This is a genomic window from Ruegeria sp. BG5, from assembly GCF_056538425.1.
Genome location: NZ_JBQFTC010000007.1, coordinates 55,559 through 79,599, shown reverse-complemented (window position 1 = coordinate 79,599; position 24,041 = coordinate 55,559). Strand labels below are relative to the sequence as shown.

Below are 24,041 nucleotides of genomic sequence, written 5' to 3'. Positions count from 1 at the left end.
TCAGCTGAGCGCGGATTTGAATTCCAGAAAGCGCGGGTCGCTCATTACGCGGGCCATCATCGCCTCACGCAGGGCTCCGATGGTCTTGTGGGGGCGCATGGCGACCTCGAATTGCTGTATCAGGCCATCGTTGTTCAGGGTGATCAGGTCCACGCCGACTGCATCCAGATCGCCGACCTTGCATTGGAACTCCAGCGCCCAATCGTTGCCGTCGCCCATGACCCGGCGATAGCGAAAATCGGAAAAAACCTGTCCGACGTGACCCAGCACAGCCGCAACCGGGGCGCGGCCTGTCCACGTGCTGTAATAGGTCGGTGGCATGAACCGGACGTCTTCGGCCAGAAGCTCATGGATCAGCGTCTCGTCGCCCTTGGCGACAACCTCTTGCATACGTTGGATTGTTGGATGCATGTCCTCTCCCCTTGCTGATCTCAAAGGTTTACGATCACTGCGCGGCACGCAAGGACGACGTTGCGGGAAGGGGCACTCTGCGATAGGCACAGCCGCATGAGCGAGACCTATGATCCCCCCCAGACACCGCTGGATATATTGCACGAAGATGCGCAACTGATCGTGGCGAACAAACCCTCGGGCCTGTTGTCCGTGCCGGGGCGGGGCGAGCATCTGGCCGATTGCCTGCTGACCCGGGTACAGGCGGCGTTTCCGCAGGCCCTGTTGGTGCACCGGCTGGATCGGGATACCTCGGGCGTGATGGTGTTTGCCCAGACACCTCATGCGCAGCGGCATCTGAGTATGCAGTTCGAGCAGCGCCAGACCCGAAAAACCTATGTCGCGCGCGTTTGGGGGCACCTTGAGGCCAAGACGGGGACGGTAAACTTACCGCTGATCGTCGATTGGCCCAACCGACCGCGCCAAATGGTGTGCCATGAGACCGGCAAGCCGGCCGTCACAGATTGGCGCGTGGTGAAATACGACGGCGACACGACGCGCGTGCGTCTGTTTCCCAAAACCGGACGGTCGCATCAGTTGCGGATTCACATGCAAGCGTTGGGCCACCCGATTCTGGGTGACCCGTTCTATGCCGAAGGTGCGGCTCGGGATTACCCGCGCCTGATGCTGCATTCCGAGGAGTTGCGATTGAAACATCCCGAAGGTGGTGTTTCGATGAAATTCAGGGCACCTGCGGATTTCTGATCTTAAACGGCGCTGCCCCACAGCATTTTCAGATTGCCGAGAGAAAAGCGCCGTGTGCGTTTGCGCGGCGTTGCCTTTTCGCAATGCCGCGCGGATGCCAGTTCGCGCTCGATCTCAAAGGCGCGCAGGCTGTGGTCCTGTGACCAGCGGTCCAGTTTCAGGGTCATCATCACGTGATTGTCGCGGCTGGGCATGGTTGCCTCCTTTTCTTGTGCTGACCCAGCCTCGCCCAATACTCCTGACACCACCCTGTCAGGGGGCTGTGCTAAAGTGTCAGTACTTGTCACGGAGATCACCATGCGCCGTTCGTCCCGGTTGTTTGAAATCATCCAGATCCTGCGCGCCTCGGATGTGCCGGTCACGGCGGATGCACTGGCCGAACGGTTGGAGGTATCCGTGCGCACCGTCTATCGCGACATTTCCGAATTGCAGGCCCAGCGTACGCCGATCGAGGGCGAGGCCGGGGTTGGCTACATCATGCGGCGTGGCTATGACCTGCCGCCGCTGAATTTCGACGCCGAGGAGGTTGAGGCGCTGTGGGTGGGTCTGTCGATGCTGGCCCGAACAGGCGACAGCCACCTGCAGCGGGCGGCCAACCGGATCTGCCAGAAGATCGACGCGCTGCATTGCCCGGCGGACTGGCTACAAGTCGCAACCTGGGGAGCACCGCTCGATGATCCGGCCAAGGGTTGCATTCCGGTCGCGCAATATCGCGAGGCAATCCGGGCCGAGCAGAAAATCCGCATCACTTATGTCAGCGGCGAAGGCCAACGCTCGGAACGGATCGTCCGGCCCGTGGCCCTGATCTATCACATCGAATGCACCATGCTGGCAGGGTGGTGCGAGCTGCGCAGCGCCTTCCGGCATTTCAGAACCGACCGTATCTGGGCCTGCGAGGCTACGGGTCAGAGCTTTGGCGGCCAGGGTGCATCCCTGCGCGATCTGTGGAACGAACAGGAGGGTGTGACCGCAGCCCAGTAACCCGTCTTGGCGGGGAATCGCCGACCTCACCGCCTTGTTGCTTGAGCCTGCCTGCAGACGCCGTGATATACTGCGCTGAACAAGGCAAACCCGAACAAACGGGGGCCAGAGCAGAAGGTGACATCATGACGATTTCCAAGTTTTTTATGGCAAGTGGGCTGTGCTCGGCGATGGCATTGGCGGCGTGTACCGATCCGGGCACGCTGAACCTGCCCAGTGATCCCAACCAGAACGCCAGACAGGGCGCCATTATCGGTGGGCTGGTCGGCGCGGGTGTTGGCGCGATTGCCAATGACTCCGACCCTCTGCTGGGTGCATTGGCCGGAGGCGCCATTGGCGCGGCGGGCGGTGGCCTGATCGGCAATCAACTGGACAAGCAGGCGGCTGAACTGCGCCAGCAACTGGCCAATGACGGGATCACCATCGTCAATGCCGGGGATCGCCTGATCGTCACCGTGCCGAATGACATCACCTTTGACACCGACAGCGCCACCGTGCGCCCGGCCCTGCGCGCCGATCTGACGCGCGTTGGCCAGAATCTGGTGAACTACCCGAATTCGAACGTGCAGATCATCGGGCACACAGACAGCGATGGCGACGCCGCCTATAACCAGGGCCTGTCCGTACGTCGTGCGAATGCGGTGGCCGATATTCTTCAGGCCAACGGTGTGAACTACAACCGCATTCGCACCATCGGGCAGGGTGAGAACAACCCGGTTGCCTCGAACCTGACACCTGCGGGCAAGGCACAGAACCGCCGGGTCGAGATTGTGATCGTTCCCAGCGGCAACGCCTGATCGCGCAGCACCTGTGCAAGAAACGGGGTTTGGATCGAGCCTGTCCCGGTCTAACTATGGGGAAACAACGAAACGGAGTTTCCCCCGATGTCCAACCCCACGCTGCTGGGCCTGTCCGGGTCCCTGCGCCAGAACGCAACCAACCGCAAATTGCTGCGCGAGGCCGCGCGCCTGTTTGACCCCGCCAGCTTTGTCGAAGCCGATCTGAACCTGCCGCTTTACGATGGTGATCTGGAAGAGGGTGAGGGCATCCCGGCCATGGTCCAAACGCTCAGGGATCAGATCGAGCAGGCGGATGCGGTGATCATCTCGACCCCGGAATATAACAAGGGGCCGTCGGGCGTTTTGAAGAACGCGCTGGATTGGGTCAGCCGGACCGAGGGCAACCCATGGGCCGACAAGCCGGTTGCCGTGATGTCGGCGGCGGCGGGCCGCGCGGGCGGGGAGCGGGCGCAGATGATCCTGCGCGCCTATATGGTGCCGTTCCAGCCGATGATCCTGCAAGGCCCCGAGATTCATCTGGCCAACAGTTCGAACGAATTCGACGAACAGGGCAGGCTGGTCAGTGCGCGGTATGAAAAGTCACTGGGCACCCTGATGCAGAAGCTGCGTGGCCTGATCGCATAACGCGCGGTCACGGCCGCCCCACCGGTGGTGCCAGTGTTACAGCGAGGCTTCGGGCCGGAAATCATCCGGGATCGTGTCGCGCTCGTCCAGGATCAGATCGGCCAAGACCTCGGCCACCTTCGGGGCCATGCCGAAACCGATCTTGAACCCTCCGTTGGCGATGAACTGCCCTTGGTGCAGCGGGTGTTCCCCAAGCATTGGCGCGCGGCTTTTGCTGCGGGGGCGAACACCGGCCCAACGCTCGATCACTTCGGCCCCGTGCAGCACGGGAACCGCCTGCATCGCCCGTTCGATCACATCGTCCAGCGCGCTGTCGGTGCTGGTGGGATCGTCGTAACCGCGTTCCGAGGTCGAGCCGATGGCCAGAGTTCCGTCCGCATGGGGTACGATATGGATCGCATCCGCAAACAGCTGCGGCACCGGGCCCGCATCAAACCGCAACAGCGCCGCTTGCCCTTTCACGCCATTGCCGACCGTTTTGCCGAAAGCGTCGCTCAGCTCTTGCAGACCGGCCAGCCCGGTGGCGTGCACGACGTGGCCAGCATCGGGTGCGTTGGCGACAACCTCGACCCCCATGACCGCCAAAGCCGCCACCAGCGCGGCACAGGCGCGGCGCGGGTGCATGCGGGCGGTCAGGGTGTCATGGATGACATAGCCGGTCGGGCTGGGCGGGGACCATGATCCGGCCTCAGCCACGTCGATCACCCTCCACGCGGCCCGGCCCTGCCACAGTTCCTGTGCCGTGAGTTCCCGCGCGCGCGCCAGATCAAGGCTGCGCTGGTCCGCAATTGGCTGGATGCGCCCCAGCCGCCCGTATCCCGCTGAAACGCCCCCGACGGCCTCGACCTGCGTCCAGAAGGGTTCGGCCATGATCAGGCTGTCGAACTGAAAGGCCTTCTTGGCGTTCCAGTTCTCGGGCACGTGCGGAGCCAGCGCCCCGACCAGACCGCCGCTGGAGCCCGCGCCCGGGCCAAAGGGGTCGACAACCTGCACTTTCGCGCCGCGTCGCGCGCAGGTCCAGGCGATGGACAGGCCGAAAATCCCAGCGCCGCGGACCGTCACATCGACCATTGCCAAATTCCTTTTCCTTGTTCAGTGTCGCGCCGCTTAGCTACAGGATTCCCCGATGGCAGACCAGCGCGCCGAGGTCACATGGACCGAGGATCAGATACCCGTCTCGGATCGTTTCGACGACCCATATTACTCGCTGCAAAACGGGGTTGAAGAGACGCGCCATGTGTTCCTTGCGGGCAACGACCTGCCTGCGCGCTTTGCGCCCGGTTTTCACATTGCCGAACTGGGCTTTGGCACCGGGCTGAACATGCTCACCGCTTGGTCGGTATGGGAGCAGTCAGGTCACACGACCCCGCTGAGGTTCACAAGCTTCGAAGCGTATCCGATGGAGCTCGAGGACATGCGGCGGGCCTTGGCGGTATTTCCCGAATTGACGCCCTGGGCGGATCGATTTCTTGCACAATGGGCGGGGGGTGGATGCCAGTTGGAAACGCTGGACCTGACCGTTGTCGTAGGCGATGCGCGTCAGACCTTGTGCGACTGGCAGGACAAGGCGGATGCGTGGTTTCTGGATGGCTTCTCGCCCGCCAAAAACCCCGAGCTTTGGGGCGCGGACCTGATGCAGCAGGTCGCCGACCACACGGTCAAAGGCGGCACCGCCGCAACCTACACCGCCGCCGGATTCGTGCGGCGGGGACTTGAGGACGCCGGTTTCGACGTGACCCGAACCCCCGGCTATGGCCGCAAACGCCACATGACACGGGCGGTCAAAGCATGACGCAGCAAAACAACGTCCGTGCAGGCATCGCCCTGATGATCGGTGCCACCATCGTCTTTGCTTTGCAGGACGGAATCTCGCGCCATCTGGCCGGGACATACAACACCTACATGGTTGTGATGATCCGCTATTGGTTCTTTGCGGCCTTCGTTATCACTCTGGCCGCGCGGTCATCGGGTGGGCTGGGCGCGGCCACACGAACCAGTCAACTTGGGCTGCAGATCTTTCGCGGCATCCTGCTGGCAGGTGAGATTTGCGTCGCCGTGTTCAGCTTCACCGTTTTGGGCCTGATCGACAGTATGGCGGTCTTCATCTGCTATCCGCTGCTTGTCGCGGCCCTCAGCGGCCCTGTGTTGGGCGAAAAGGTGGGTTGGCGCAGATGGGCGGCGATTGGTGTTGGCTGTATCGGGGTCCTGATCATCCTGCAACCGGGCGTCGGCGTGTTTAACCCATGGGCCATCATCCCGCTGATCTCGGCCCTGATGTTTGCCCTGTATGGCCTTCTGACGCGCTATGCCGCGCGCCGCGACAGCACGGCCACCAGCTTTTTCTGGACCGGCGTGTCCGGCGCAGTCGCAATGACGCTTGTCGGTATGTGGTTCTGGGAACCCATGGCCCCGCGCGACTGGGGCTGGATGGCGGTGCTGTGCGTCAGCGGCGCGCTTGGGCACTGGCTACTGATCAAGTGCTATGAAATGGCCGAGGCCAGTGCAGTTCAACCCTTCGCCTATTTCCACCTTGTCTGGAGCGCAGCCTTAGGCATCTCGATCTTTGGTGAGGTGCTGCGCCCCGAAGTTGTCGTCGGGGCCGCCTTTGTCGTGGCGGCGGGCCTGTTCACCCTATGGCGCGAACGCCGCCAGAGTTGACCCGGTCAGTTCTTGCGAGAACGGGATCGGCAGGGCCGGTTTACCCAGCCGCGCCCGATAGACCGGCAGGCTTTCGGCCACACGCATCACATAGTTGCGGGTCTCGCTGAACGGTATCGTCTCGATCCAGTCGACCACATCCACCTGCCCCCGGCGCGGGTCGCCATAGCGCTGCATCCATGAGATCGGCCGCCTTGGCCCGGCGTTATAGCCTGCCGCCATCATGACCACATTGCCGTTGAAATCCGCCGCCAGCCCGGACAGGTAATTGGCCCCCAGCTTGGCGTTATACTGCCAGTCCGAGGTCAACCGACCTGTCTGATGCCCGCTGAGTATCCCCAACTCCTGCGCCACCAGTTTCGCCGTGGCCGGCATCACCTGCATCAGACCCCGCGCGCCCGCACCGCTGATCACAACCGGATCAAACTCGCTTTCGCGGCGGGCAATGGCCAGCGTCATTTCCTTGGCCATGGGCAGGCCCATATCGGCGACGGGATGGACCGGGTAATAAGCCGCTGGGAGAACCGTCCCGGTGGTGGCCGCACGCTTGGCGATCATCACCGCCAGATGCGGTTCGTTCAACTCAATCGCCAGATCGCCAAGCTGATTGGCCTGAACCGGGTCGAGGCCTTCGACCAGATGGGTTAAAAACCGTTCCGACAGATTGTCCTCGCCCGCTTTCAACAGCAGCAACCCCGCCTCCAGAACGCTGGAATCGGCGAACCCCGCCTGCCGCCAATGCGGTGCACGGCGGGGGGTGGCCAGTTCAGGATCAAACGGACGCCCGATCTGTTCAGCCGCCAGCAGCCCGTAGAATGAGGTCTGATTGTCGGCCCCGACCGCATAGGCCTCATAGGCTTTCTCGGCATTGCCCTGCGCGGCATGGGCGCGGCCCAGCCAATACCCTCCACGCCCTTTCGAGATTGGGGACTGCACGGCGGTCGAGAAATTCTGGAAATGGCGCACGGCAGTTGCCGGGTCGTCCAGCCTGCGCAGGGCCAGAAACCCGGCCAGCCATTCCAGATCGGCATAGGCATAGCCCATCTCAGGCGTCATATGGTGGTTGGCGGCGATCTGATAGGCCCGCGCGGCGCTGCCCTGCCGCATCTCAAGCCGCGCCAGCCTGCGCCGCCCTTCGGCCCATTTGTCCGGCTCACCTAGGGCTTCGGGGCTGGTCGATCGGGCCAGCATCAGATCAATGGCGCTGTCGTCCAGTTCCTTCCGGTCGCGCCAGACAAAACGATCAAAGGCAAGTCCCGGCGCGTCTGCGACCGTCTTTGGAACCGCCGCAACCTTGGCATCGACCCCCGGCGCGCGCTTTTGCAACGCGATCCGAGCCTCGGCCAGTTTGCGGTCATCTGCGCCGACCAAGGGCAACATCTGCGCTGCGCTGACCAGATGACCGTCCCATAACATCCGGTCCAGCCGCGCCGCATGATGAGGCTTCAACAGCTTGCCGAAATTCTCAAGGTAATCCTTCTGCAACCCGGACCCCATCGGCATCGTACGCCAGGCTGTGACGACATCGGCCTGCGCCTCGCCCTGTTGTCCCTTGGCCATCAGCGCCACGGCATAGTTCAGCGCGCCTTCTGCTGTTTGGGGCGGTGTGTCGGCATAGAACTTCAGCACCCGATCGGGGTCCGCGCCCGTAAAAGACGGCTCGCTTTTCCGGCGCAGCCAAGCCAGGCCTGGCCAGTCCGGGCGGCGATCCAGAAACACCAGCACATCGCCGGAACTGCCAAACCCTTGCCGCAGCCAGTGCCAGACAATGATATCGCGCGAAACAGACCCGCGCTGCCCGGACACACGCAGTGCCTCGTTCCAGTCCCCTTTGCGCATCTCGCTGAGCCCGGCACGCAGATCGGCGGCGGCGTCTGCCTGCGCTGGGTGTGTTGACAATGTGGAATACAGAATCACGGCCACCAACAGGCCCAGAACGCGTGTCATGCCTTGCATTTCCCAACCAACCAAGGATAGAGGCTGTGAGGATAAACCTTGCGCCGCCGGGATCAACTCACAAAGCCTAAATCGTGATGGCCCGCGATGTAAAAAACACGAAAACTGCACCCTAAGGAGCGTGTCATGTTCAAAGGCTCTATGCCAGCCCTCGTCACCCCGTTTGCAAACGGCGAGTTGGACCTGGATACGCTCAAACATCTGGTCGAATGGCAGATCGAGTGCGGATCGACCGGGCTGGTGCCGGTGGGCACCACCGGGGAAAGCCCAACGCTCAGCCATGATGAGCATGAGACGGTTGTGGAAGAGGTCGTCAAAGCCTCGGCAGGCCGTGTTCCGGTCATCGCAGGCGCCGGATCGAACAACACGGTTGAGGCCGTGCGCTTTGTGCAATTCGCCAAGAAGGTCGGCGCGGACGCGGCTTTGGTCGTGACACCCTACTACAACAAGCCAACCCAGCGCGGCCTGATCGAACATTTCGCGACCCTGCACGAGTGTGCGGACATTCCGATCATCATCTACAACATCCCCGGCCGCTCGGTCATTGACATGTCGCCCGCCACCATGGGTGGGCTGGCCAAGTTGCCGCGTATCGTCGGCGTCAAAGACGCCACCGGCGATCTGGCGCGGGTCAGCCAGCAACGCGCCAGCTGCGGCGCTGATTTCTGCCAGCTGTCGGGTGAGGATGCGACAGCGCTTGGCTTCAACGCCCATGGCGGTGTCGGCTGTATTTCGGTGACCGCCAATGTGGCCCCGAAACTCTGCGCCGAATTCCAGCAGGCCACCTTGTCGGGCGACTATGCGACGGCACTGGCCTATCAGGACCGCCTGATGCCACTGCACGAGGCGATCTTTATCGAACCCGGACTGGCGGGCGCAAAATACGCGCTCAGCAAACTGGACCGGTGCAGCGAAGAGGTCCGCTTGCCGCTGACCACCCTGGAAGACAGCACCAAAGCAGCCATCGACGCAGCCATGGCCCATGCCGGTCTGATCTGAACCAAAACAAATCCAAGCAAAAAGGGCGGCCTCGATCCCCGAGCGCCGCCCTTTCTATTTCCGCCCGGATCCAGACTTCATCTGGCCAGAAATATCTCGGGGGGTGAATTGAGCCGCAGGCTCAAGAGGGGGGCTGGCCCCCCTACCTATCGCTTGCCATAATACAACCCGACCACATGTTCGGCCTGCGCAAAGAACAACCAGCGCGACATGGCAACGCCCGCCAGATGAGAGGCCACAGCCAGCAGCGCAAAAAGATGCTTCACGATGACGCCCTCGAACGGCAGGACGATCAAGAGAAGCGGCAGGACAAATCCCAGACCGAACGACATCACACGCAGCTTCTGCGCATGTTTGCGCCCCACCACATGCACGAACTCGCGCAGAAGGTAGTTGGTGCCGGTATGGGGTGGCTCAAAGGCCCGGACATCTCCGCGCGTGCCCAACCCGGTTGCGGTTCCAAGGTTTGTTCCGGACCGTGCAAAAGCGCTGTCGCCTTGCTGCCAGTATAGAATCTGGATCAGCGCCGCGATCAGAAGCAACGGCCAGGCGATTGAGGTTTGCCCGGCCAGCAAGGCCCCACCGGCCAGGCTGAAACTCAGAAACATTGCAGGGGTCAGTTTCATGTTCCAGCGCGGGATGGTCTTGAGCTGGGTGTAGATCATCGACGTGGTGAACACGGTCGCAAGCGAGAACAGCGAGCCCAGCAGTCCAAGCAAGCCCCACCGCTGACCCAGAAATACCGCGCCAATCGCATAAAGCCCCATGACGACCAGCGCGAGAACGGCACACCAGCCTTCACGGCTGAGCCAGCTGGAACGCCATTGGGTAAAGGCCTTCCAGGCCCGTTCCGGGTGACCAAGGTGAAAGGTCGAGGCCATCAGCCCGCCGACCGCCAGCGCATAGGCGATGGCAAAGAAGACAAAGGCCACCACGCCCGACACGTCGGGCAGGCCGAGCCCCAGAAAGAACAACAGACCAAAGCCCAGACCGGACAGGGTGGTAAAGATAATGACGGATGGTGCGGGATGCATCAGCTTGTCCCTCCGGGCAATTTGTCGAGGGCTTTGTCGAGCCAGCCCATGAAGCCTTTGGGTTCTTCGGCCACGGGGGCCAGAAGCGGGGCCAGAATATCGATCCGATCCTCGACTGTATCCTTGGGCCGAGGCGGCAGGTATTTGTTGACGGGTTTGGTGCCCATCTCGGGCATCAGGTCCATGCCGTCACGCTCGGCCGCCAGCTTGCTGACATCGCTGTCGGGATCGCTGAGATCGCCGAAATGGCGGGCTCCTGCCGGGCAAGTGCGCACGCAGGAAGGCACGCGGTCCACCTCGGGCAGGTTTTCATTGTAGATCCGGTCGACGCAGAGGGTGCATTTCTTCATCACACCTTCGGCCATGTCCAGTTCGCGTGCGCCATAGGGGCAGGACCAAGCGCACAGGCCACAACCGATACAGTCGCTTTCGTTGACCAGAACGATCCCATCCTCGACCCGCTTGTAGCTGGCCCCGGTGGGGCAGACGGTGACGCAGGGGGCGTCTTCGCAATGCAGGCAGGATTTGGGGAAGTGAATCAGTTGGGCATGACCTTCGGCGGGTTGCACCTCGTATGAATGCACGCGGTTCAGGAAGGTGCCTGACGGGTTTGCGCCATAAGCGTCCTGATCAGACAGGGGCGCGCCGTAGTTTTCGGTGTTCCAGCCCTTGCAGGAAATCACGCAGGCGTGGCAGCCGACGCAGGTGTCCAGGTCGATGACCAGACCCATTTTGCGGTCAGTGGATTGAGGGAGCTGGGTCATGTCAGTGAACCTCTGCTTGTGAGGGTGGGGGAGGGGGCCAGCCCCCTCTTGAGCCTGCGGCTCAATTCACCCCCGAGGTATTTTTGAACAGAAGAAGAATGGAGTTGGGTCATTTTCCAACCTTCCATGCAATATCCTTCGGGCCAGTGCCGACGGGTGACTTGATTGCGTCAAATTCAGGCTGGCTTTCGGTATCTGGCGGCGGGCTGGCCTTTTCGATTTTCACCTTCAAGTCGAACCAGGCGGCCTGACCTGTCACCGGGTCGGAATTGGCCCATCGCATGCCATCGCCTTTTGCCGGCAGCAACTCGTGGATCAGGTGGTTCAGCAGGAAGCCCTTGGTCGCCTCAGGCGCGTCTTCTTGCAGGGCCCAGGCACCTTTGCGTTTGCCGATGGCGTTCCATGTCCAGACGGTGTTTTCGTTCAGCGCCGCCATTTCCATAACCGGCACGGTGATCTCGCCATGCGGAGAGCTGACCTTGGCCCAGTCGCCGTCCTTCAGCCCGTGTTCGCGCATCAGTTTGGTCGGCACATAAAGCGGGTTGCGCCCGTGCAACTGCCGCAGCCACGCGTTCTGGGTGCCCCAGCTGTGATACATCGCCATCGGTCGCTGGGTCAGGGCGTTGACGGTGAAGCCCTCGTTGCCCTGCTGGTCGGTTTCGTACCAGATCGGCAGCGGGTCCATCTTGTCTTTGATGCGCTGGCGCAGATGTTCGGGCGGCTGTCGGTCGCCGTGACCTTCGGCAGCAAGCTGGAACTTGCGCATGGGTTCCGAGTAGAGTTGGAACAGATAGGGTTGCGGGCTGTCGTAGAGGCCCATGCCCACGGCCCAGTCCTGATAGGCCGTGTTCCAAGGTTTGTAGTAATCGGCACCTTCGGGGATGTGGGCCACATAAAAGCCGCCATTTTCGATATAGCGGTTCAGTTGTTCCGGATTGACCTCGCCGCGCCCTTCCTTGTCGCCGTTTTCACCGCGGAATCCGGCCAGCGGGCCGATATTCGGGCGGCGTTCATGGTTGACGATATAGTCGGCATAATCCTTCCACTTGGCGCTGCCATCCTCGTTGGTGAAGCCGGGCAGGTTCATGCGGTTGGCAAGCTCTATCAGCACCGACTGGAAGCCGCGCACGTCGCGGTCCGGTTCGATCACCGGCCAGCGGATCGCGTCGGCGGCGGCGTCGGCCTCGCAGATCGGGCGGTCCAGCAGTGAGATACAGTCGTGCCGTTCCAGATAGGTGGTATCCGGCAGGATCAGGTCGGCATAGGCCACCATCTCGGACGAATAGGCATCCGAGTAGATGATGTTCGGAATGACGTAATTGCCGTCATCATCCTTGGCGGTCAGCATCTCCATCACGCCCTTGGTGTTCATGGACGAGTTCCATGACATATTCGCCATATACATGAACAGCGTATCGATCTTGTAAGGATCGCCCGCAGCGGCGTTCGAGATCACCATATGCATCAGCCCGTGGGCCGACATCGGGTTTTCCCAGGTGAAGGCCTTGTCGATGCGGATGGGGTTGTCGTTGTCATCCAGCAGCAGATCGTCGGGGCCGCGCGGAAAGCCCAGATGCGGCCCGTTCAGGGGACGGCCGGGACGGCGGTCGCCATGGGGGGTCGGGTGCGCCTCGACCGGTTTCGGATAGGGCGGTTTGAAGCGGAAGCCGCCGGGAACCTCGACCGTGCCCAACAGGATTTGCAGCACATGCAGCGCACGACAGGTCTGGAAGCCGTTGGCATGGGCCGAAATCCCGCGCATCGAGTGGAAGCTGACCGGGCGACCGATGATTTTCGAATGGGTTTCACCCCGGAAATCGGTCCATTCATGGTCCAGCTCGATCGCCTCGTCAAAGGCGACGCGGGCGATTTCGGCGGCGATGGCGCGGATGCGGCTGGCCGGGATGCCACAGCGCTCGGCCACGGCCTCGGGGGCGTGATCGTCGGACAGGTATTTTTCGGCCATCAGGTGGAAAACAGGCCGGTGGGTCACGCCATCCTTTTCGTAGGTGGCCGACAGGTCGGGGCGGACGCCCGGTTTGTCAAAGGCTGTTGGTTCGCCCGTTGCCCGGTCGATCACCAGCGGTTTGCCGTCGGCATCGCGCAGGAACAGGCCTTTTTCTGGCCCTTCTGCGGCATTTACCAGAACCGGAGCATTGGTATAGCGGCTGAGGTAATCGAGATCGATCTTGCCCGCCTTCATCAGCACGTGGATCAGCGACAGAATGAACAGCCCATCGGTGCCCGGTGTGATCCCGACCCAGTCATCCGCCACAGCGTTATAGCCCGAGCGGATCGGGTTCACGCCGATTACCCGTGCGCCACGTTTCTTGATCTTGCCGATGCCCATCTTGATTGGGTTGCTGTCATGGTCTTCGGCCACGCCGAACAGCATGAACAGCTTGGTATGGTCCCAATCGGGCTGGCCGAATTCCCAAAACGCGCCGCCCATCGTGTAGATACCGCCAGCAGCCATGTTGACCGAGCAGAACCCGCCATGGGCCGCATAGTTCGGGGTGCCGAAATTCTGCGCCCAGAATGAGGTGAAGCTCTGGCTCTGGTCGCGGCCCGTGAAAAAGGCCAGTTTCTGCGGCGCGGTTTCGTGCAGCTCGTTGAGCCAGCCAACGGCGGTGCTGATCGCCTCGTCCCACTCGATCTCGCGAAATTCGCCCGATCCGCGCGGGCCGACCCGGCGCAGCGGTTTGCGTAGGCGCGAGGGTGCGTTGACCTGCATGATCCCGGCACTGCCCTTGGCGCATAACACGCCCTTGTTGACCGGGTGATCGCGGTTGCCTTCGATATAGGCGACCTTGCCATCCTTCATATGCACATTGATGCCACAGCGACAGGCGCACATGTAACAGGTGGTCTTCCGCACCTCGTCCGAGACTTTGGGGCTGGTGTCGATAACGGGCTGGTTCATGTACGTCCCTTTTGCTGGTTATCAGACCCTCCTGGCATTCCGGTCAGGTCAAAGTCGTTGTGTCGCCCGGTTTTTGTCCGGGCTGGTTCTAGGTTTCAGGCTGTTGCGCCTGCACTGCCGTCACTGCGATCATGTGCAGCACATCGTCGGCAGAGCAACCCCGAGACAGGTCGTTTGCCGGTTTCGCCAGGCCTTGCAGCACCGGCCCGATGGCCTCGGCCCCGCCGATGCGCTGCGCGATCTTGTAGCCCAGGTTTCCGGCATCGAGGTTGGGGAAGACAAATACATTCGCCTGCCCCTCCAGAGGGGAATCCTTGGCCTTTTTGCTGGCTACTTCGGGCACATAGGCGGCGTCGAACTGCAACTCTCCGTCGATCAGCAGATCCGGGCTGGCGGCTTTGGCGATTCGGGTGGCTTCGATCACCTTTGAAACTTTGGGGTGATTGGCGCTGCCGCTGGTCGAGAAGGACAGCATGGCAACGCGCGGCGCGTCTCCGGTCAATACATGGTAGGACGCAGCCGATGCCTGTGCGATCTCGGCCAGTTCCCGTTCGTCGGGATCAACGACCAGACCGCAATCAGCAAAGAGATGAACGCCCTGAACCGCGTGGTGGTCGCGGTCATAGATCATCAGAAAGAAGCTGGACACCATATGGGCGTTTGGTGCCTTGCCGATGATCTGCAACGCCGCGCGCACCGTGTCCGAGGTGGTTTCAACCGCGCCGCCCACGGTGCCATCAGCCAGCCCGAGATGGACCAGCATCGCGGCATAGTTCAGGCGGCTTTTGATCAATTCCCGCGCCTTTTCGGGCGTCATGCCCTTGTGTTTGCGCAGCTCATAGTAGGCCGCGGCGAACCGATCTGTGTGGGGGGATGTGGCCGGGTCGTGGATGTCGATCCCGTCAACATCTGCTCCGCCCAGTTCCGACAGCAGAGCGGTCACTTTGGCCTGGTCACCCACAAGGATGATGTCGGCGGCGTTTTCGGCACGCGCTTTCAGCGCACCTTCTACAACACGTGGATCATCGCCCTCGGCAAGGGCGATGATCTTTTTGGAACTGGTCGCAGCCCCAAGAATTTGACGCAGGGGCTTCACTGCGATCAGGCCTCGGCTTGCGGGGTCATGTCTGCGCCGTCGATGCCTGCAACAGCAACCGGCTTCTTCATTGCGTCACGGCGGAAGGGCTCACCCAATTCCTGGTTGATCATGGCTTCGATCAGGGTGGTGATGCCGTTCTTCTGATCCTCGATGGCCTGGTTCAGCGCTGCGGTCAGCTCGTCCTGAGTGCGTGCAACGACGCCTTTCAGACCACAGGCCTGCGCGATACCGGCATAAGAGACTTTGGTGTCCAGCTCGGTGCCGACGAAGTTGTCGTCAAACCACAGGGTCGAGTTCCGCTTTTCCGCACCCCACTGGTAGTTGCGGAAGACGATCTGAGTTACGGCGGGCCATTCTTCGCGGCCGATTGCGGTCAGTTCGTTCACCGCGATACCGAATGCACCGTCACCGGCGAAGCCCACAACCGGAACGTCCGGCTGGCCGATTTTTGCGCCGACGATGGCGGGCAGGCCGTAACCGCAGGGACCGAACAGGCCGGGGGCCAGGTACTTACGGCCTTCTTCGAACGCGGGATACGCGTTGCCGATGGCGCAGTTGTTGCCGATATCGGACGAAATGATCGCCTCTTTCGGCAGCGCGGCCTGAATGGCGCGCCACGCCATGCGAGGGCTCATCCAGTCAGGCTTGGCTGCACGGGCACGCTCGTTCCAGGTGGTGCCCGGATCGTCATCCTCGTGGGTCATCGAGGTCAGTTCCTGCGCCCATGCGGATTTCTTCTGGGCGATGCGGTCCTTACGGGCCTGACGGCCTTCGTCACCGGCAGTGCCGCTCAGGCGGGACAGGATGCCGTTGGCGACTTTGGCCGCGTCACCGATAATGCCAACGCTGACGTCTTTGGTCAGGCCAATGCGGTCAGGGTTGATATCGACCTGAATGATCTTGGCGTTTGTCGGCCAGTAGTTGATGCCGTAACCGGGCAGGGTCGAGAACGGGTTCAGGCGGGTGCCGAGGGCCAGAACCACGTCAGCTTCGCTGATCAGCTCCATACCGGCTTTCGAGCCGTTATAGCCCAGAGGACCGGCAAACAGCGGGTGCGAACCGGGGAAGGCGTCGTTGTGCTGGTAGCCAACGCAAACCGGGGCGTCCAGACGCTCGGCCAGGGCTTTCGACGCTTCGATGCCGCCGTCGGCCAGAACAACACCGGCACCGTTCAGGATGACAGGGTTCTTTGCGTTCGACAGCATTTCGGCCGCCGCAGCAACCGCATCTTCACCGCCCGAAGGACGTTCAAAATCGACGATCTTGGGCAGTTCGATGTCGATCACCTGGGTCCACATATCGCGCGGGATGTTCAGCTGCGCCGGGGCGCTGGCGCGCTTGGCGTTCATGATCACGCGGTTCAGAACCTCGGCCACGCGCGACGGGTCACGTACTTCTTCCTGATAGGCAACGCAGTCTGCGAACATGCGCATCTGCTCCATCTCCTGGAAGCCGCCCTGACCTATGGTCTTGTTGGCCGCCTGCGGAGTGACCAGCAGAACCGGAGTGTGGTTCCAGTAAGCGGTCTTAACGGCGGTCACGAAGTTGGTGATGCCGGGGCCGTTTTGCGCGATCATCATCGACATTTTGCCGGTGGCGCGGGTGTAACCGTCGGCCATCATACCGCCCGAACCCTCGTGGGCGCAGTCCCAGAACATGATCCCGGCTTTCGGGAACAGGTCCGAGATCGGCATCATCGCCGAGCCAATGATCCCGAACGCATGTTCGATCCCGTGCATTTGCAGAACCTTAACAAAGGCTTCTTCCGTGGTCATTTTCATCGGTGCGCTCTCCAATCATGAGTGAATTGGGCCGGGTGCATTGCCCAGCCTTTGATATGGTTTTGGCGCATGGGTGCAGTCGGCGTTAGGGCCAGACGGGAAAGCGGAATATATCCAGTCTGGACCTAGCCGGACCGGATTGAATCGGCAATTTGCTTGATCCCGGGGGCGATGCGTTCGGGCGCAATCGAGGAATAACCCAGTCGGTAGTAGTTCTTGGGGCGGTCCGCGCCCGAAAAGAAGGGCTCGCCCGGTTCGATATGCACACCCTGATCCTGCAACCTGCGGGCAAGCTGCGTGGTATCGATATGTTCGGGGGCTTTCATCCAGATGGACGACCCGCCGAGCAGCCCGCGCCCGGCCACGCCCAGCTTATGAGTCTGCACGGCGTCATCCAGCGCGGCCCGCCGTTTTGCCAGCGCGTTGGACATGCGCCTGATCTGGGCATCGTAATGCCCAAGCGACAGGAAATAGGCCGCTGTACGCTGCACATGCCCCGGCGGGTGGCGCAGCACCAGCGACCTTAGCGCGCGCGCTTCGCGGATAAAGGACTCGGACCCGACCATGTAGCCAAGCCGAAGCCCCGGAAACAGCGATTTCGAAAAGCTGCCGACATAGATCACGCGCCCGTCGCGATCCATCGACTTCAGCGCCGGAGACGGCGCGCTCAGGTAGGCCATCTCGAACTCGTAATCATCTTCGACAATCATCGCGTTCAGGGCACGGGCGCGTTCCAGCAGTTCGGTCCGGCGGCTGACGGGCATGGTTGCGGTTGTCGGGCTTTGATGGCTGGGGGTGGTGAAAATCACATCGGTGCTTTCGGGCAGTGCCGCAGGCGGCAGCCCGTCGCTGTCCACGCGGATCGGCTCGATAGTGCAGCCCGAATGGGTCAGCAATTCCCGCAGCGCGTAATAGCACGGGTCTTCAATCGCAGCCGTGCGCCCGCGGTCCAGCAGGATGCGCGACGCCAGCCACAGCGCATTCTGGGCCCCCAGCGTGATCAGAATCTCTTCGGGTCGGGCAGTGATGCCCCGGCGTGGCAGAGTGTGGCGGGCAATGAATTCGACCAGCAGCGGGTCGTCCTGATCGGCATAGTCGGCGGTCAGGGAATCAAAATCCTTGTGCCCCAGTGCCCGCACCGCGCAGAGCCGCCAGTTGGCGTGATCGAACAGCGTCCGGTCGGCCTGCCCGTAGATGAAAGGATAGCGATATGTGCGCCAGTCGCTGGGTTTGGCCAGCATGTCACCGCCGGAAAACCGGCGCGCCAGCGCATTGTCCCAGTCGACATTTTCCTGGCTGCGCTGAACCGGCGTGTATTTTGGCGGCACGGGCGCATTCTCGGATACGTAATAGCCAGATCGCCCCTTTGCGGTCAGATAATCATTCGCCAGAAGCTCGGTATAGGCCAGCGTGACAGTGATCCGGCTGACACCCAGATGCGCCGCCAGTTTGCGGGATGAGGGCAGCTTTTCTCCCACGTGAAACCGCCCGGACAGGATGCCCTCGGCGATCATCTGCTGGATCTGCGCCTGCAGCGTGCCTTGCCCGTTAAGCTCAAGAAAGAAGGTGTCGATTGAGATTGCCATAGGCGCTTATAGATTGGACTTACTGGTGGGGCAATCTGGACTTACGGTTTTCCCGAAAATTTGCAGTGCGGATTGACGGGCACAGGGAATCAACCTAAATAACTAGAAATCTAGTTTAATGGAGAGTTCAGATGTGGGAAACAGCTGCCGCAGGGTTTTCGGCCATGGGGTCCGAGGCGCGGCTGAAGGTTCTGAAAACGCTTGTCCGCGCCGGTGAGGCCGGTCTGACAGTGGGCGAAATCCAGAACCGCACGGGAATCGCGCCATCGACTCTGGCGCATCATCTGCGGTTTCTGGCCGCTGGTGGTGTGGTCGAGCAGGAGAAAATCGGGCGCAGCACGATCAACCGCGCCTGCTTTGACGAGTTGCGAAATCTGGCGCAGTTCATTCTCAGCGAATGCTGCGCCGATGAGGTCGGGAAGGCCGCGAACGATGGCTGAATTGACGCAAAACCCGAAGGTCTCGGCCAAGGCCGTGTTGGATCTGATCAGGACACCCTGGGCGCTGATTTTTGCGATTCTGGCGCTGGTGGCGCTGTTGGATCCGGGCAACTGGGTTGAGGTTGTGACCTTTGCAGCCAAGGCGCTGGCGCATACGGGCCAGTATATCCTGTTTGCCGTTTTGCTGCTGTCCTACCTCAAGGCCACGGGGGCCGAGGTCATGGTGGCGCGCGCGTTTGAGGGGCGTGAAACCCGGATGATCTTGCTGGCGGCCCTGTTTGGCGGGCTTGCGCCGTTCTGTTCCTGCGAGGTCATTCCTTTCATCGCGGGGCTGCTGGCGCTGGGCGCACCACTGTCCGCCGTGATGGCGTTCTGGCTCAGCTCACCGCTGATTGATCCGCCGACTTTGTTGATCACGGCAGGCGCGCTGGGCTGGCCCTTTGCTATTGGTAAGGCCGTAGCCGCCGTTGCGCTTGGCCTGTTCGGAGGATTTGCTGTCCGCCTGCTGATGCGCAGCGGCGCATTTGCCCAGCCCTTGCGGGAATACAAGCCCGCCGGATGCTGCGGCTGTGGTCCCAAACTGGACGACAAGCCGGTCTGGAAATTCTGGCAGGAACCCGAGCGCCGTCAGCGGTTCCGCTCTGAGTTCGTGCATAACGGCGTCTTCCTGCTGAAATGGCTGGCGCTGGCCTATGTTCTCGAAGCACTGCTGGTCAGCTACGTGCCCGCCGACCTGATTGCCCGCGTTGTGGGCGGTGAAGGCGTGCTGCCCATCGTGGTTGCGGCGCTGGTTGGGATGCCGGCCTACCTGAACTCTTACGTGGCACCGCCGCTTCTGGCGGGGTTGATGGAGCAGGGGATGACCGCAGGGGCCGCGATGTCCTTTATGGTTGCCGGAGCGGTCAGTTCGATCCCGGCTATGGCGGCAGTCTGGTCGCTGGTGAAACCGCGCGTCTTCGCCACCTATCTTGGCCTTGGGGTCGGCGGGGCAATCGTCGCCGGGATCCTGTTCCAGATGATCTGAACGAAAAAACCGCCCGGCGCATGGTCCGGGCGGTTTTTTGTTGGGTGCGACCCGGATCAGCCGGGTTCGCAGAACTTGGGAAGTTTGAACCGGTATCTGGGCTCGCCGCTTTCGACGTAAACCCGTTTTTCAACACAGGCGCTGGTGCCAACCGTCTGGGACACCGGCGCTTCGGTCGAGGTGATCGACGCAGCCGTCCCGTCCGGCAACCGGACCGAGGCGATGACGCCGTTCTTCAGATCACCATTGATCGCGGTTGCGGACAGCACCGGGACGGTCATGAACGAGTGATGTTCGTGCTTGCCATCATCCCCCAGCAGATAAAGACCGCTGACGATGATCACCATCACCACAGCCGCTGCCAAACCCAGCCCCCAGGTTTTCAGAAAGGCATAGATCGACACGGCGCGATGCGGGCCAAAAACTGCAGACAATACGCTCAGCATGAGGTTCCCTCAGGACAGTGCCCCGGTCGGATCGGACCGCGGCTGGCAGGATCAGGGGCGCAGATCATCCTCGTCTTCCTCATCCCCGCCGCCTTTGGGCAGGTTGAAGAAGCTGTCGGCGTCCACGATCGGATCACTGTCTTCTTTCTCGTCTTCCGGATCATCAGACAGCGAGAAGGTTTCGAGCCCTTCAATGGCCGTCGGAATCTTCGGAGCCGCGTCCATCTCAAGCGACTGCTCGGTCGAGACCAGCTTGCGGCGCTCGTCATCGCTCATGACGCCGCCTTCGGCGGCTTTCTTCGCGGCGGCCTTCTGCACCACGGCGTCCAGTTCGGACTGTTTGCACAGGCCCAACGCAACCGGGTCGATGGGCTGCATGTTGGCAATGTTCCAATGGGTGCGTTCGCGGATCGACTGGATGGTCGGCTTGGTGGTGCCCACAAGCTTGGCGATCTGACCGTCGCTCAGTTCCGGATGGAACTTGACCAGCCACAGGATCGAGTTCGGACGGTCCTGCCGTTTGGACAGCGGAGTATAACGCGGGCCACGGCGCTTTTCCTCGCCTGCCGCAGACGGGTTGAACTTGAGCTTCAGCTTGTGCAGCGGGTTGTTCTGCGCGGCGTCGATCTCTTCCTGGGTCAGCTGGTTGTTGGCAATCGGGTCAAAGCCCTTCACGCCAGCAGCCACATCGCCATCGGCGATGCCCTGCACTTCCAGCTCGTGCATTCCTACGAAATCCGCGATCTGCTTGAAGCTGATCGTGGTGTTGTCCACCAGCCATACGGCGGTGGCCTTGGCCATAAGCGGTTTTGCCATCAGCCCGTCTCCTATACATACATCTGTCCCGTCGCCGGAATTCGGCGGCCCCGAGGTCTTGGGGCAGGTTTCCGTTGTCGGGGAACTTGGCCCGTATATAGTCGCGCAACGGCCAGAAGGGAAGGGCCGAATGCGCCCGGCTGTTGGTTGGGCACAACGCCACCCGCTTCAAAGCCTGTCACGCCCCATCACGTCGCGGTGTGATCTTGTGCAGCGGGCCGTGAGGTTTTGGCTAATATTTATTGATTACAGCCGCTTAGCAAGGTTTCTGTCACGAGCGTCGCGATATGACATGCCCCGGGGCCGGGATCATATGGCGGGACCACGCTAAACAGGTTCGTTCTGTTCAGCCAGGATTTCCAAACCGTCCCTGACCAACACTTATGTGCCGCACAAGACTGCGGCCCGGTTGTGCGTGCGCGCATGCGATCCGGCTGGGTCCTTTGGAGACCACCTGAACAGGAACCCAAAAAGGATACCTTACATGACACGCACAAGCAGCCTTCTCAGCTTGCCGTTCTTCGTTCTTGCCACCGCCGGATTTGCTCAGGACAGCCGGTTTTCATCCGAGATCAGCGTCGAACTGGAAAGCGACTTTACCTTTGACGCCGACGATCCAGATGCCGAGCTAACCGATACCTTCGCCACCATCGAGGGCGCGTTCGGCTATCAGTTCACCGACCGGTTCTCGCTACAATCCACACTGGTGTACGAGCCGGTCGAAGACGCCACCAATGACCGCTTTTTCGAAGATCAGGGCCTTTACGCAGAAGAGCTGTATTTTGGTTATGATTTCGGCTCCGCCGCAGTTGCACTGGGTAAATTCAACCCCAGCTTCGGCTTTGCCTGGGATCTGGCACCGGGCGTTTTTGGCGTTGATTTTGCAGAAGATTACGAGATCACCGAACGGGTCGGTGCCTCGGTCAGCGTGCCCTTCTCGGGGCTGGGCGGAGAGCACGCGCTGACGCTGGCAGCCTTCACCACGGATCGCACATTCCTCAGCAACTCTTTGTTCACCGAACGCGGGCAAACGCGCCTGGAGGATGGCGGTGTGTCCAACACCAGCGACATTGAATCCGTTACCCTGTCGCTGGCGGGTGAGATCGGCAACACGGCCTACACGCTGGCGGTACAGGAACAGGCCGCCGGTGAAGGCGATCAGGCCGACCAGTCCGGCGTTGTCTTCGGGCTGGTTCATCTGCTGGACGCGGGCGGCACCGAGGTCGAGCTGTTGGGCGAGGTTGCCTATTTCGATGAATTCGACGGCCGCCCGGACTCGGCCACTTACGCAACGCTGGGCGCTGCGGTTCCGGTTGGCCCGGTTATTCTGTCCGGCGTTTTTGTGGTGCGCGATGTCGAGAATGCTCGGACAGATACGCTGGCAACCGTATCTGCCGAATGGCCGCTGGCCGATAATCTGGGTGTGTCGCTGGCCTATCGCTATGGCGATGAGGAGGGTGTGCAAACCCAGACACTGGGCGCGCTGCTGGCTTATGAATTCTGAACCCCCGTTGGCGTGCCGGACATTCGGCGCGCCGATTCTGTGGCCAGAATGGGCCTTGCCTTACGCACTGGTCTGACGGCTAAATTGGCCGATACCCAAGGCTCTACAGGCGCGATACCCCTCATGCAGTCATTTCTGACCTTTCTTGCAGCCGCATTGGCATTTGCCGCCACTGTGGCAACCCCCACAGTTCTGAGAGCAGATGGCGAACCTGCCGGAGAATTTGACTACTATGTCCTGTCGCTCAGCTGGTCGCCGAACTGGTGCGCCCGCGAAGGGGATGCGCGCGGGTCCGACCAATGCGATGCGCGGCATGATCACGGATGGATTCTGCATGGGCTATGGCCGCAATTCCATCAGGGCTGGCCGTCTTATTGCCGCACGCCCGAGGCTCAGCCGTCCCGCTCCATGACCCGCGGGATGGAGGATATTCAGGGCAGCGCTGGTCTTGCATGGCACCAGTGGAAGAAACACGGAACCTGCTCGGGCCTGTCCGCGCCAGCCTATTTCGCCCTGTCGCGAGAGGCTTATGACCGTGTTCAGCGGCCTGAGGTGTTCCGGAAGCTGGATGCAACGGTCAAACTGCCCGCGTCGGTGGTGGAAGAGGCGTTCTTGAAAGCCAATCCGGGGCTGGAACGCGACATGATCACCATCACCTGCAAGCAAGGCTATATCGAAGAGGTCCGCCTATGCCTGTCCCGCGATCTGGACCCGGTTCCCTGCGGGCGGGATGTGATCCGGGACTGCACCGCCAAGGACGCGTTGTTCGATCCGGTGCGTTAGAGCGTTTTGTTCTGACACTCCCGCGCGTATTCCAGCGCCTTCGCGGTACCTTTCAGATCAATCGCCATCACGGTTTCACCTGCGGGGTTATAGACGGTCATCGTCTTGTTCTGCGCAATCGCCGCGACAAATTCCCGGTCGGTGAAGAACACGGTTGCGCCGGGGACACGATCCTGTTTGAAGCCGATTGCGGTGGCATCAAAGCTTTTGCCGTCGAGCTCGAACCGGATCGGATAGCTTTGGCCGGGTTCAATCTCGCCCCAGGCCTTGTTGAACACGGTGAAATACCCGCGATTGTCCAGCGCGTCATAGCCCAGCCTGACGACCGAGAGGTCCTGATACACCGTCTGAATCAGACACCCGTTCCCAAGCGCAGGGTCCATCATGATGTTCCAGCCTTCGACAAAGCCTTTGTCGACGAGTTGTTGGGCGAGGGTGGCGGTTGCGGTGAAGGCGGCGAGGGTGAGGGCGAGAAGGCGGGTCATTATGTTTTATCCAGAATCAATTTTAGCTCAGTCAGAACTCTATTTGACACGCAAAGCTGAACAAAGATGTTATCTAGTTGCTGTGCCGGATCATTGGATTGACCGAACCTAATTCGGATGTGAGTTTTTACTGAACGCCGGTTTTTTGCACCGGCAAAAGCAGTTTGATCTTCAAAACAGGTA

24 protein-coding genes are annotated in these 24,041 nt (G+C 61.3%); 11 read left to right on the top strand and 13 right to left on the bottom strand.

The window, feature by feature from the left end:
* The gene (locus ACR0KX_RS18015) at positions 1 to 411 is read right to left on the bottom strand and encodes a nuclear transport factor 2 family protein (RefSeq protein ID WP_170455167.1); all 411 of its coding nucleotides are present in this window, start codon (positions 409 to 411) and stop codon (positions 1 to 3) included.
* 60 nt (positions 412 to 471) lie between these two features.
* Between ACR0KX_RS18015 and ACR0KX_RS18010 the strand changes: the two genes are divergently transcribed.
* Positions 472 to 1,155, top strand: coding sequence for an RluA family pseudouridine synthase (locus ACR0KX_RS18010; RefSeq protein ID WP_480708652.1), 684 nt, complete (start codon positions 472 to 474; stop codon positions 1,153 to 1,155).
* A gap of 2 nt (positions 1,156 to 1,157) precedes the next feature.
* On the opposite strand, the gene ACR0KX_RS18005 is transcribed toward ACR0KX_RS18010, so the two are convergent.
* Positions 1,158 to 1,349, bottom strand: coding sequence for a hypothetical protein (locus ACR0KX_RS18005; RefSeq protein WP_170455163.1), 192 nt, complete (start codon positions 1,347 to 1,349; stop codon positions 1,158 to 1,160).
* Positions 1,350 to 1,452: 103 nt separating this feature from the next.
* Between ACR0KX_RS18005 and ACR0KX_RS18000 the strand changes: the two genes are divergently transcribed.
* The 3 genes from ACR0KX_RS18000 to ACR0KX_RS17990 all read left to right on the top strand — a co-directional run bounded on the left by ACR0KX_RS18000 (position 1,453) and on the right by ACR0KX_RS17990 (position 3,560).
* On the top strand, positions 1,453 to 2,136 hold the full coding sequence (locus ACR0KX_RS18000) for a helix-turn-helix transcriptional regulator (protein WP_170455161.1): 684 nt from the start codon (positions 1,453 to 1,455) through the stop codon (positions 2,134 to 2,136).
* A 125-nt stretch (positions 2,137 to 2,261) separates the two neighbouring features.
* Positions 2,262 to 2,933 carry a YiaD family glycine zipper/OmpA-like lipoprotein gene (locus tag ACR0KX_RS17995; RefSeq protein ID WP_170455159.1) on the top strand — a complete coding sequence of 224 codons (672 nt, stop codon included), beginning with the start codon at positions 2,262 to 2,264 and terminating at the stop codon, positions 2,931 to 2,933.
* An 87-nt stretch (positions 2,934 to 3,020) separates the two neighbouring features.
* Positions 3,021 to 3,560, top strand: a complete 540-nt coding sequence (locus ACR0KX_RS17990) for an NAD(P)H-dependent oxidoreductase (protein WP_170455157.1) — start codon at positions 3,021 to 3,023, stop codon at positions 3,558 to 3,560.
* Positions 3,561 to 3,596: 36 nt separating this feature from the next.
* Here ACR0KX_RS17990 and ACR0KX_RS17985 read toward each other — a convergent pair whose 3' ends face one another.
* Entirely contained in the window at positions 3,597 to 4,631 is a 1,035-nt protein-coding gene (locus tag ACR0KX_RS17985; protein ID WP_170624564.1) for an NAD(P)/FAD-dependent oxidoreductase, read from the bottom strand.
* Positions 4,632 to 4,686: 55 nt separating this feature from the next.
* Here ACR0KX_RS17985 and mnmC2 point away from each other — a divergent pair, with 55 nt between their 5' ends.
* Both mnmC2 and ACR0KX_RS17975 read left to right on the top strand, forming a co-directional pair.
* Positions 4,687 to 5,352 (top strand): tRNA (5-methylaminomethyl-2-thiouridine)(34)-methyltransferase MnmC2, encoded by a 666-nt coding sequence (gene mnmC2, locus ACR0KX_RS17980; RefSeq protein ID WP_170455152.1) that lies wholly within the window; start codon positions 4,687 to 4,689, stop codon positions 5,350 to 5,352.
* Positions 5,349 to 6,218, top strand: a complete 870-nt coding sequence (locus ACR0KX_RS17975; protein WP_170624562.1) for a DMT family transporter — start codon at positions 5,349 to 5,351, stop codon at positions 6,216 to 6,218. The genes mnmC2 and ACR0KX_RS17975 overlap by 4 nt, the downstream gene beginning before the upstream one ends.
* Here ACR0KX_RS17975 and ACR0KX_RS17970 read toward each other — a convergent pair.
* Positions 6,192 to 8,165, bottom strand: a complete 1,974-nt coding sequence (locus tag ACR0KX_RS17970; RefSeq protein WP_170624560.1) for a lytic transglycosylase domain-containing protein — start codon at positions 8,163 to 8,165, stop codon at positions 6,192 to 6,194. The genes ACR0KX_RS17975 and ACR0KX_RS17970 overlap by 27 nt on opposite strands.
* Positions 8,166 to 8,300: 135 nt before the next feature.
* Between ACR0KX_RS17970 and dapA the strand changes: the two genes are divergently transcribed.
* Positions 8,301 to 9,173, top strand: coding sequence for a 4-hydroxy-tetrahydrodipicolinate synthase (dapA, locus tag ACR0KX_RS17965; protein ID WP_480708651.1), 873 nt, complete (start codon positions 8,301 to 8,303; stop codon positions 9,171 to 9,173).
* A 146-nt stretch (positions 9,174 to 9,319) separates the two neighbouring features.
* On the opposite strand, the gene ACR0KX_RS17960 is transcribed toward dapA, so the two are convergent.
* From ACR0KX_RS17960 to pdxR, 6 genes are all read right to left on the bottom strand, one after another.
* Positions 9,320 to 10,207, bottom strand: coding sequence for a dimethyl sulfoxide reductase anchor subunit family protein (locus ACR0KX_RS17960; RefSeq protein ID WP_480708650.1), 888 nt, complete (start codon positions 10,205 to 10,207; stop codon positions 9,320 to 9,322).
* Positions 10,207 to 10,971, bottom strand: coding sequence for a 4Fe-4S dicluster domain-containing protein (locus ACR0KX_RS17955; RefSeq protein WP_480708649.1), 765 nt, complete (start codon positions 10,969 to 10,971; stop codon positions 10,207 to 10,209). The genes ACR0KX_RS17960 and ACR0KX_RS17955 overlap by 1 nt, the downstream gene beginning before the upstream one ends.
* A gap of 109 nt (positions 10,972 to 11,080) precedes the next feature.
* The gene (locus tag ACR0KX_RS17950) at positions 11,081 to 13,894 is read right to left on the bottom strand and encodes a molybdopterin oxidoreductase family protein (RefSeq protein WP_170455141.1); all 2,814 of its coding nucleotides are present in this window, start codon (positions 13,892 to 13,894) and stop codon (positions 11,081 to 11,083) included.
* An 88-nt stretch (positions 13,895 to 13,982) separates the two neighbouring features.
* The gene (pta, locus tag ACR0KX_RS17945) at positions 13,983 to 14,990 is read right to left on the bottom strand and encodes a phosphate acetyltransferase (RefSeq protein ID WP_170455139.1); all 1,008 of its coding nucleotides are present in this window, start codon (positions 14,988 to 14,990) and stop codon (positions 13,983 to 13,985) included.
* A gap of 5 nt (positions 14,991 to 14,995) precedes the next feature.
* The gene (gene xsc, locus ACR0KX_RS17940; protein WP_170624552.1) at positions 14,996 to 16,774 is read right to left on the bottom strand and encodes a sulfoacetaldehyde acetyltransferase; all 1,779 of its coding nucleotides are present in this window, start codon (positions 16,772 to 16,774) and stop codon (positions 14,996 to 14,998) included.
* A 125-nt stretch (positions 16,775 to 16,899) separates the two neighbouring features.
* A complete protein-coding gene (gene pdxR / locus ACR0KX_RS17935) occupies positions 16,900 to 18,360 on the bottom strand; it encodes a MocR-like pyridoxine biosynthesis transcription factor PdxR (RefSeq protein ID WP_170624550.1) in 1,461 nt (486 codons plus the stop codon).
* A 131-nt stretch (positions 18,361 to 18,491) separates the two neighbouring features.
* Here pdxR and ACR0KX_RS17930 point away from each other — a divergent pair, with 131 nt between their 5' ends.
* Positions 18,492 to 18,800 carry a winged helix-turn-helix domain-containing protein gene (locus ACR0KX_RS17930; RefSeq protein WP_170455133.1) on the top strand — a complete coding sequence of 103 codons (309 nt, stop codon included), beginning with the start codon at positions 18,492 to 18,494 and terminating at the stop codon, positions 18,798 to 18,800.
* Complete coding sequence (locus ACR0KX_RS17925; RefSeq protein ID WP_170523984.1) at positions 18,793 to 19,824, top strand: permease; 1,032 nt, start codon at positions 18,793 to 18,795, stop codon at positions 19,822 to 19,824. Before ACR0KX_RS17930 ends, ACR0KX_RS17925 begins: the two co-directional genes overlap by 8 nt.
* A 56-nt stretch (positions 19,825 to 19,880) precedes the next feature.
* Here the strand turns inward: ACR0KX_RS17925 and ACR0KX_RS17920 are convergent, their stop codons facing one another.
* Together ACR0KX_RS17920 and ACR0KX_RS17915 are read right to left on the bottom strand one after the other, a co-directional pair.
* The gene (locus ACR0KX_RS17920) at positions 19,881 to 20,270 is read right to left on the bottom strand and encodes a hypothetical protein (protein WP_170455129.1); all 390 of its coding nucleotides are present in this window, start codon (positions 20,268 to 20,270) and stop codon (positions 19,881 to 19,883) included.
* Positions 20,271 to 20,321: 51 nt separating this feature from the next.
* A complete protein-coding gene (locus ACR0KX_RS17915; protein WP_170455127.1) occupies positions 20,322 to 21,086 on the bottom strand; it encodes a DUF1013 domain-containing protein in 765 nt (254 codons plus the stop codon).
* A 484-nt stretch (positions 21,087 to 21,570) separates the two neighbouring features.
* Between ACR0KX_RS17915 and ACR0KX_RS17910 the strand changes: the two genes are divergently transcribed.
* Together ACR0KX_RS17910 and ACR0KX_RS17905 are read left to right on the top strand one after the other, a co-directional pair.
* Positions 21,571 to 22,590: a hypothetical protein gene (locus tag ACR0KX_RS17910; protein WP_170624548.1), complete on the top strand. Its 1,020-nt coding sequence runs from the start codon at positions 21,571 to 21,573 to the stop codon at positions 22,588 to 22,590.
* Between the two features lie 123 nt (positions 22,591 to 22,713).
* Positions 22,714 to 23,373, top strand: a complete 660-nt coding sequence (locus tag ACR0KX_RS17905; protein ID WP_170624546.1) for a ribonuclease T2 — start codon at positions 22,714 to 22,716, stop codon at positions 23,371 to 23,373.
* Here ACR0KX_RS17905 and ACR0KX_RS17900 read toward each other — a convergent pair.
* Positions 23,370 to 23,858, bottom strand: coding sequence for a hypothetical protein (locus ACR0KX_RS17900; RefSeq protein WP_170624544.1), 489 nt, complete (start codon positions 23,856 to 23,858; stop codon positions 23,370 to 23,372). The two genes, ACR0KX_RS17905 and ACR0KX_RS17900, sit on opposite strands and share 4 nt — an antisense overlap.
* Positions 23,859 to 24,041: the final 183 nt, after the last annotated feature.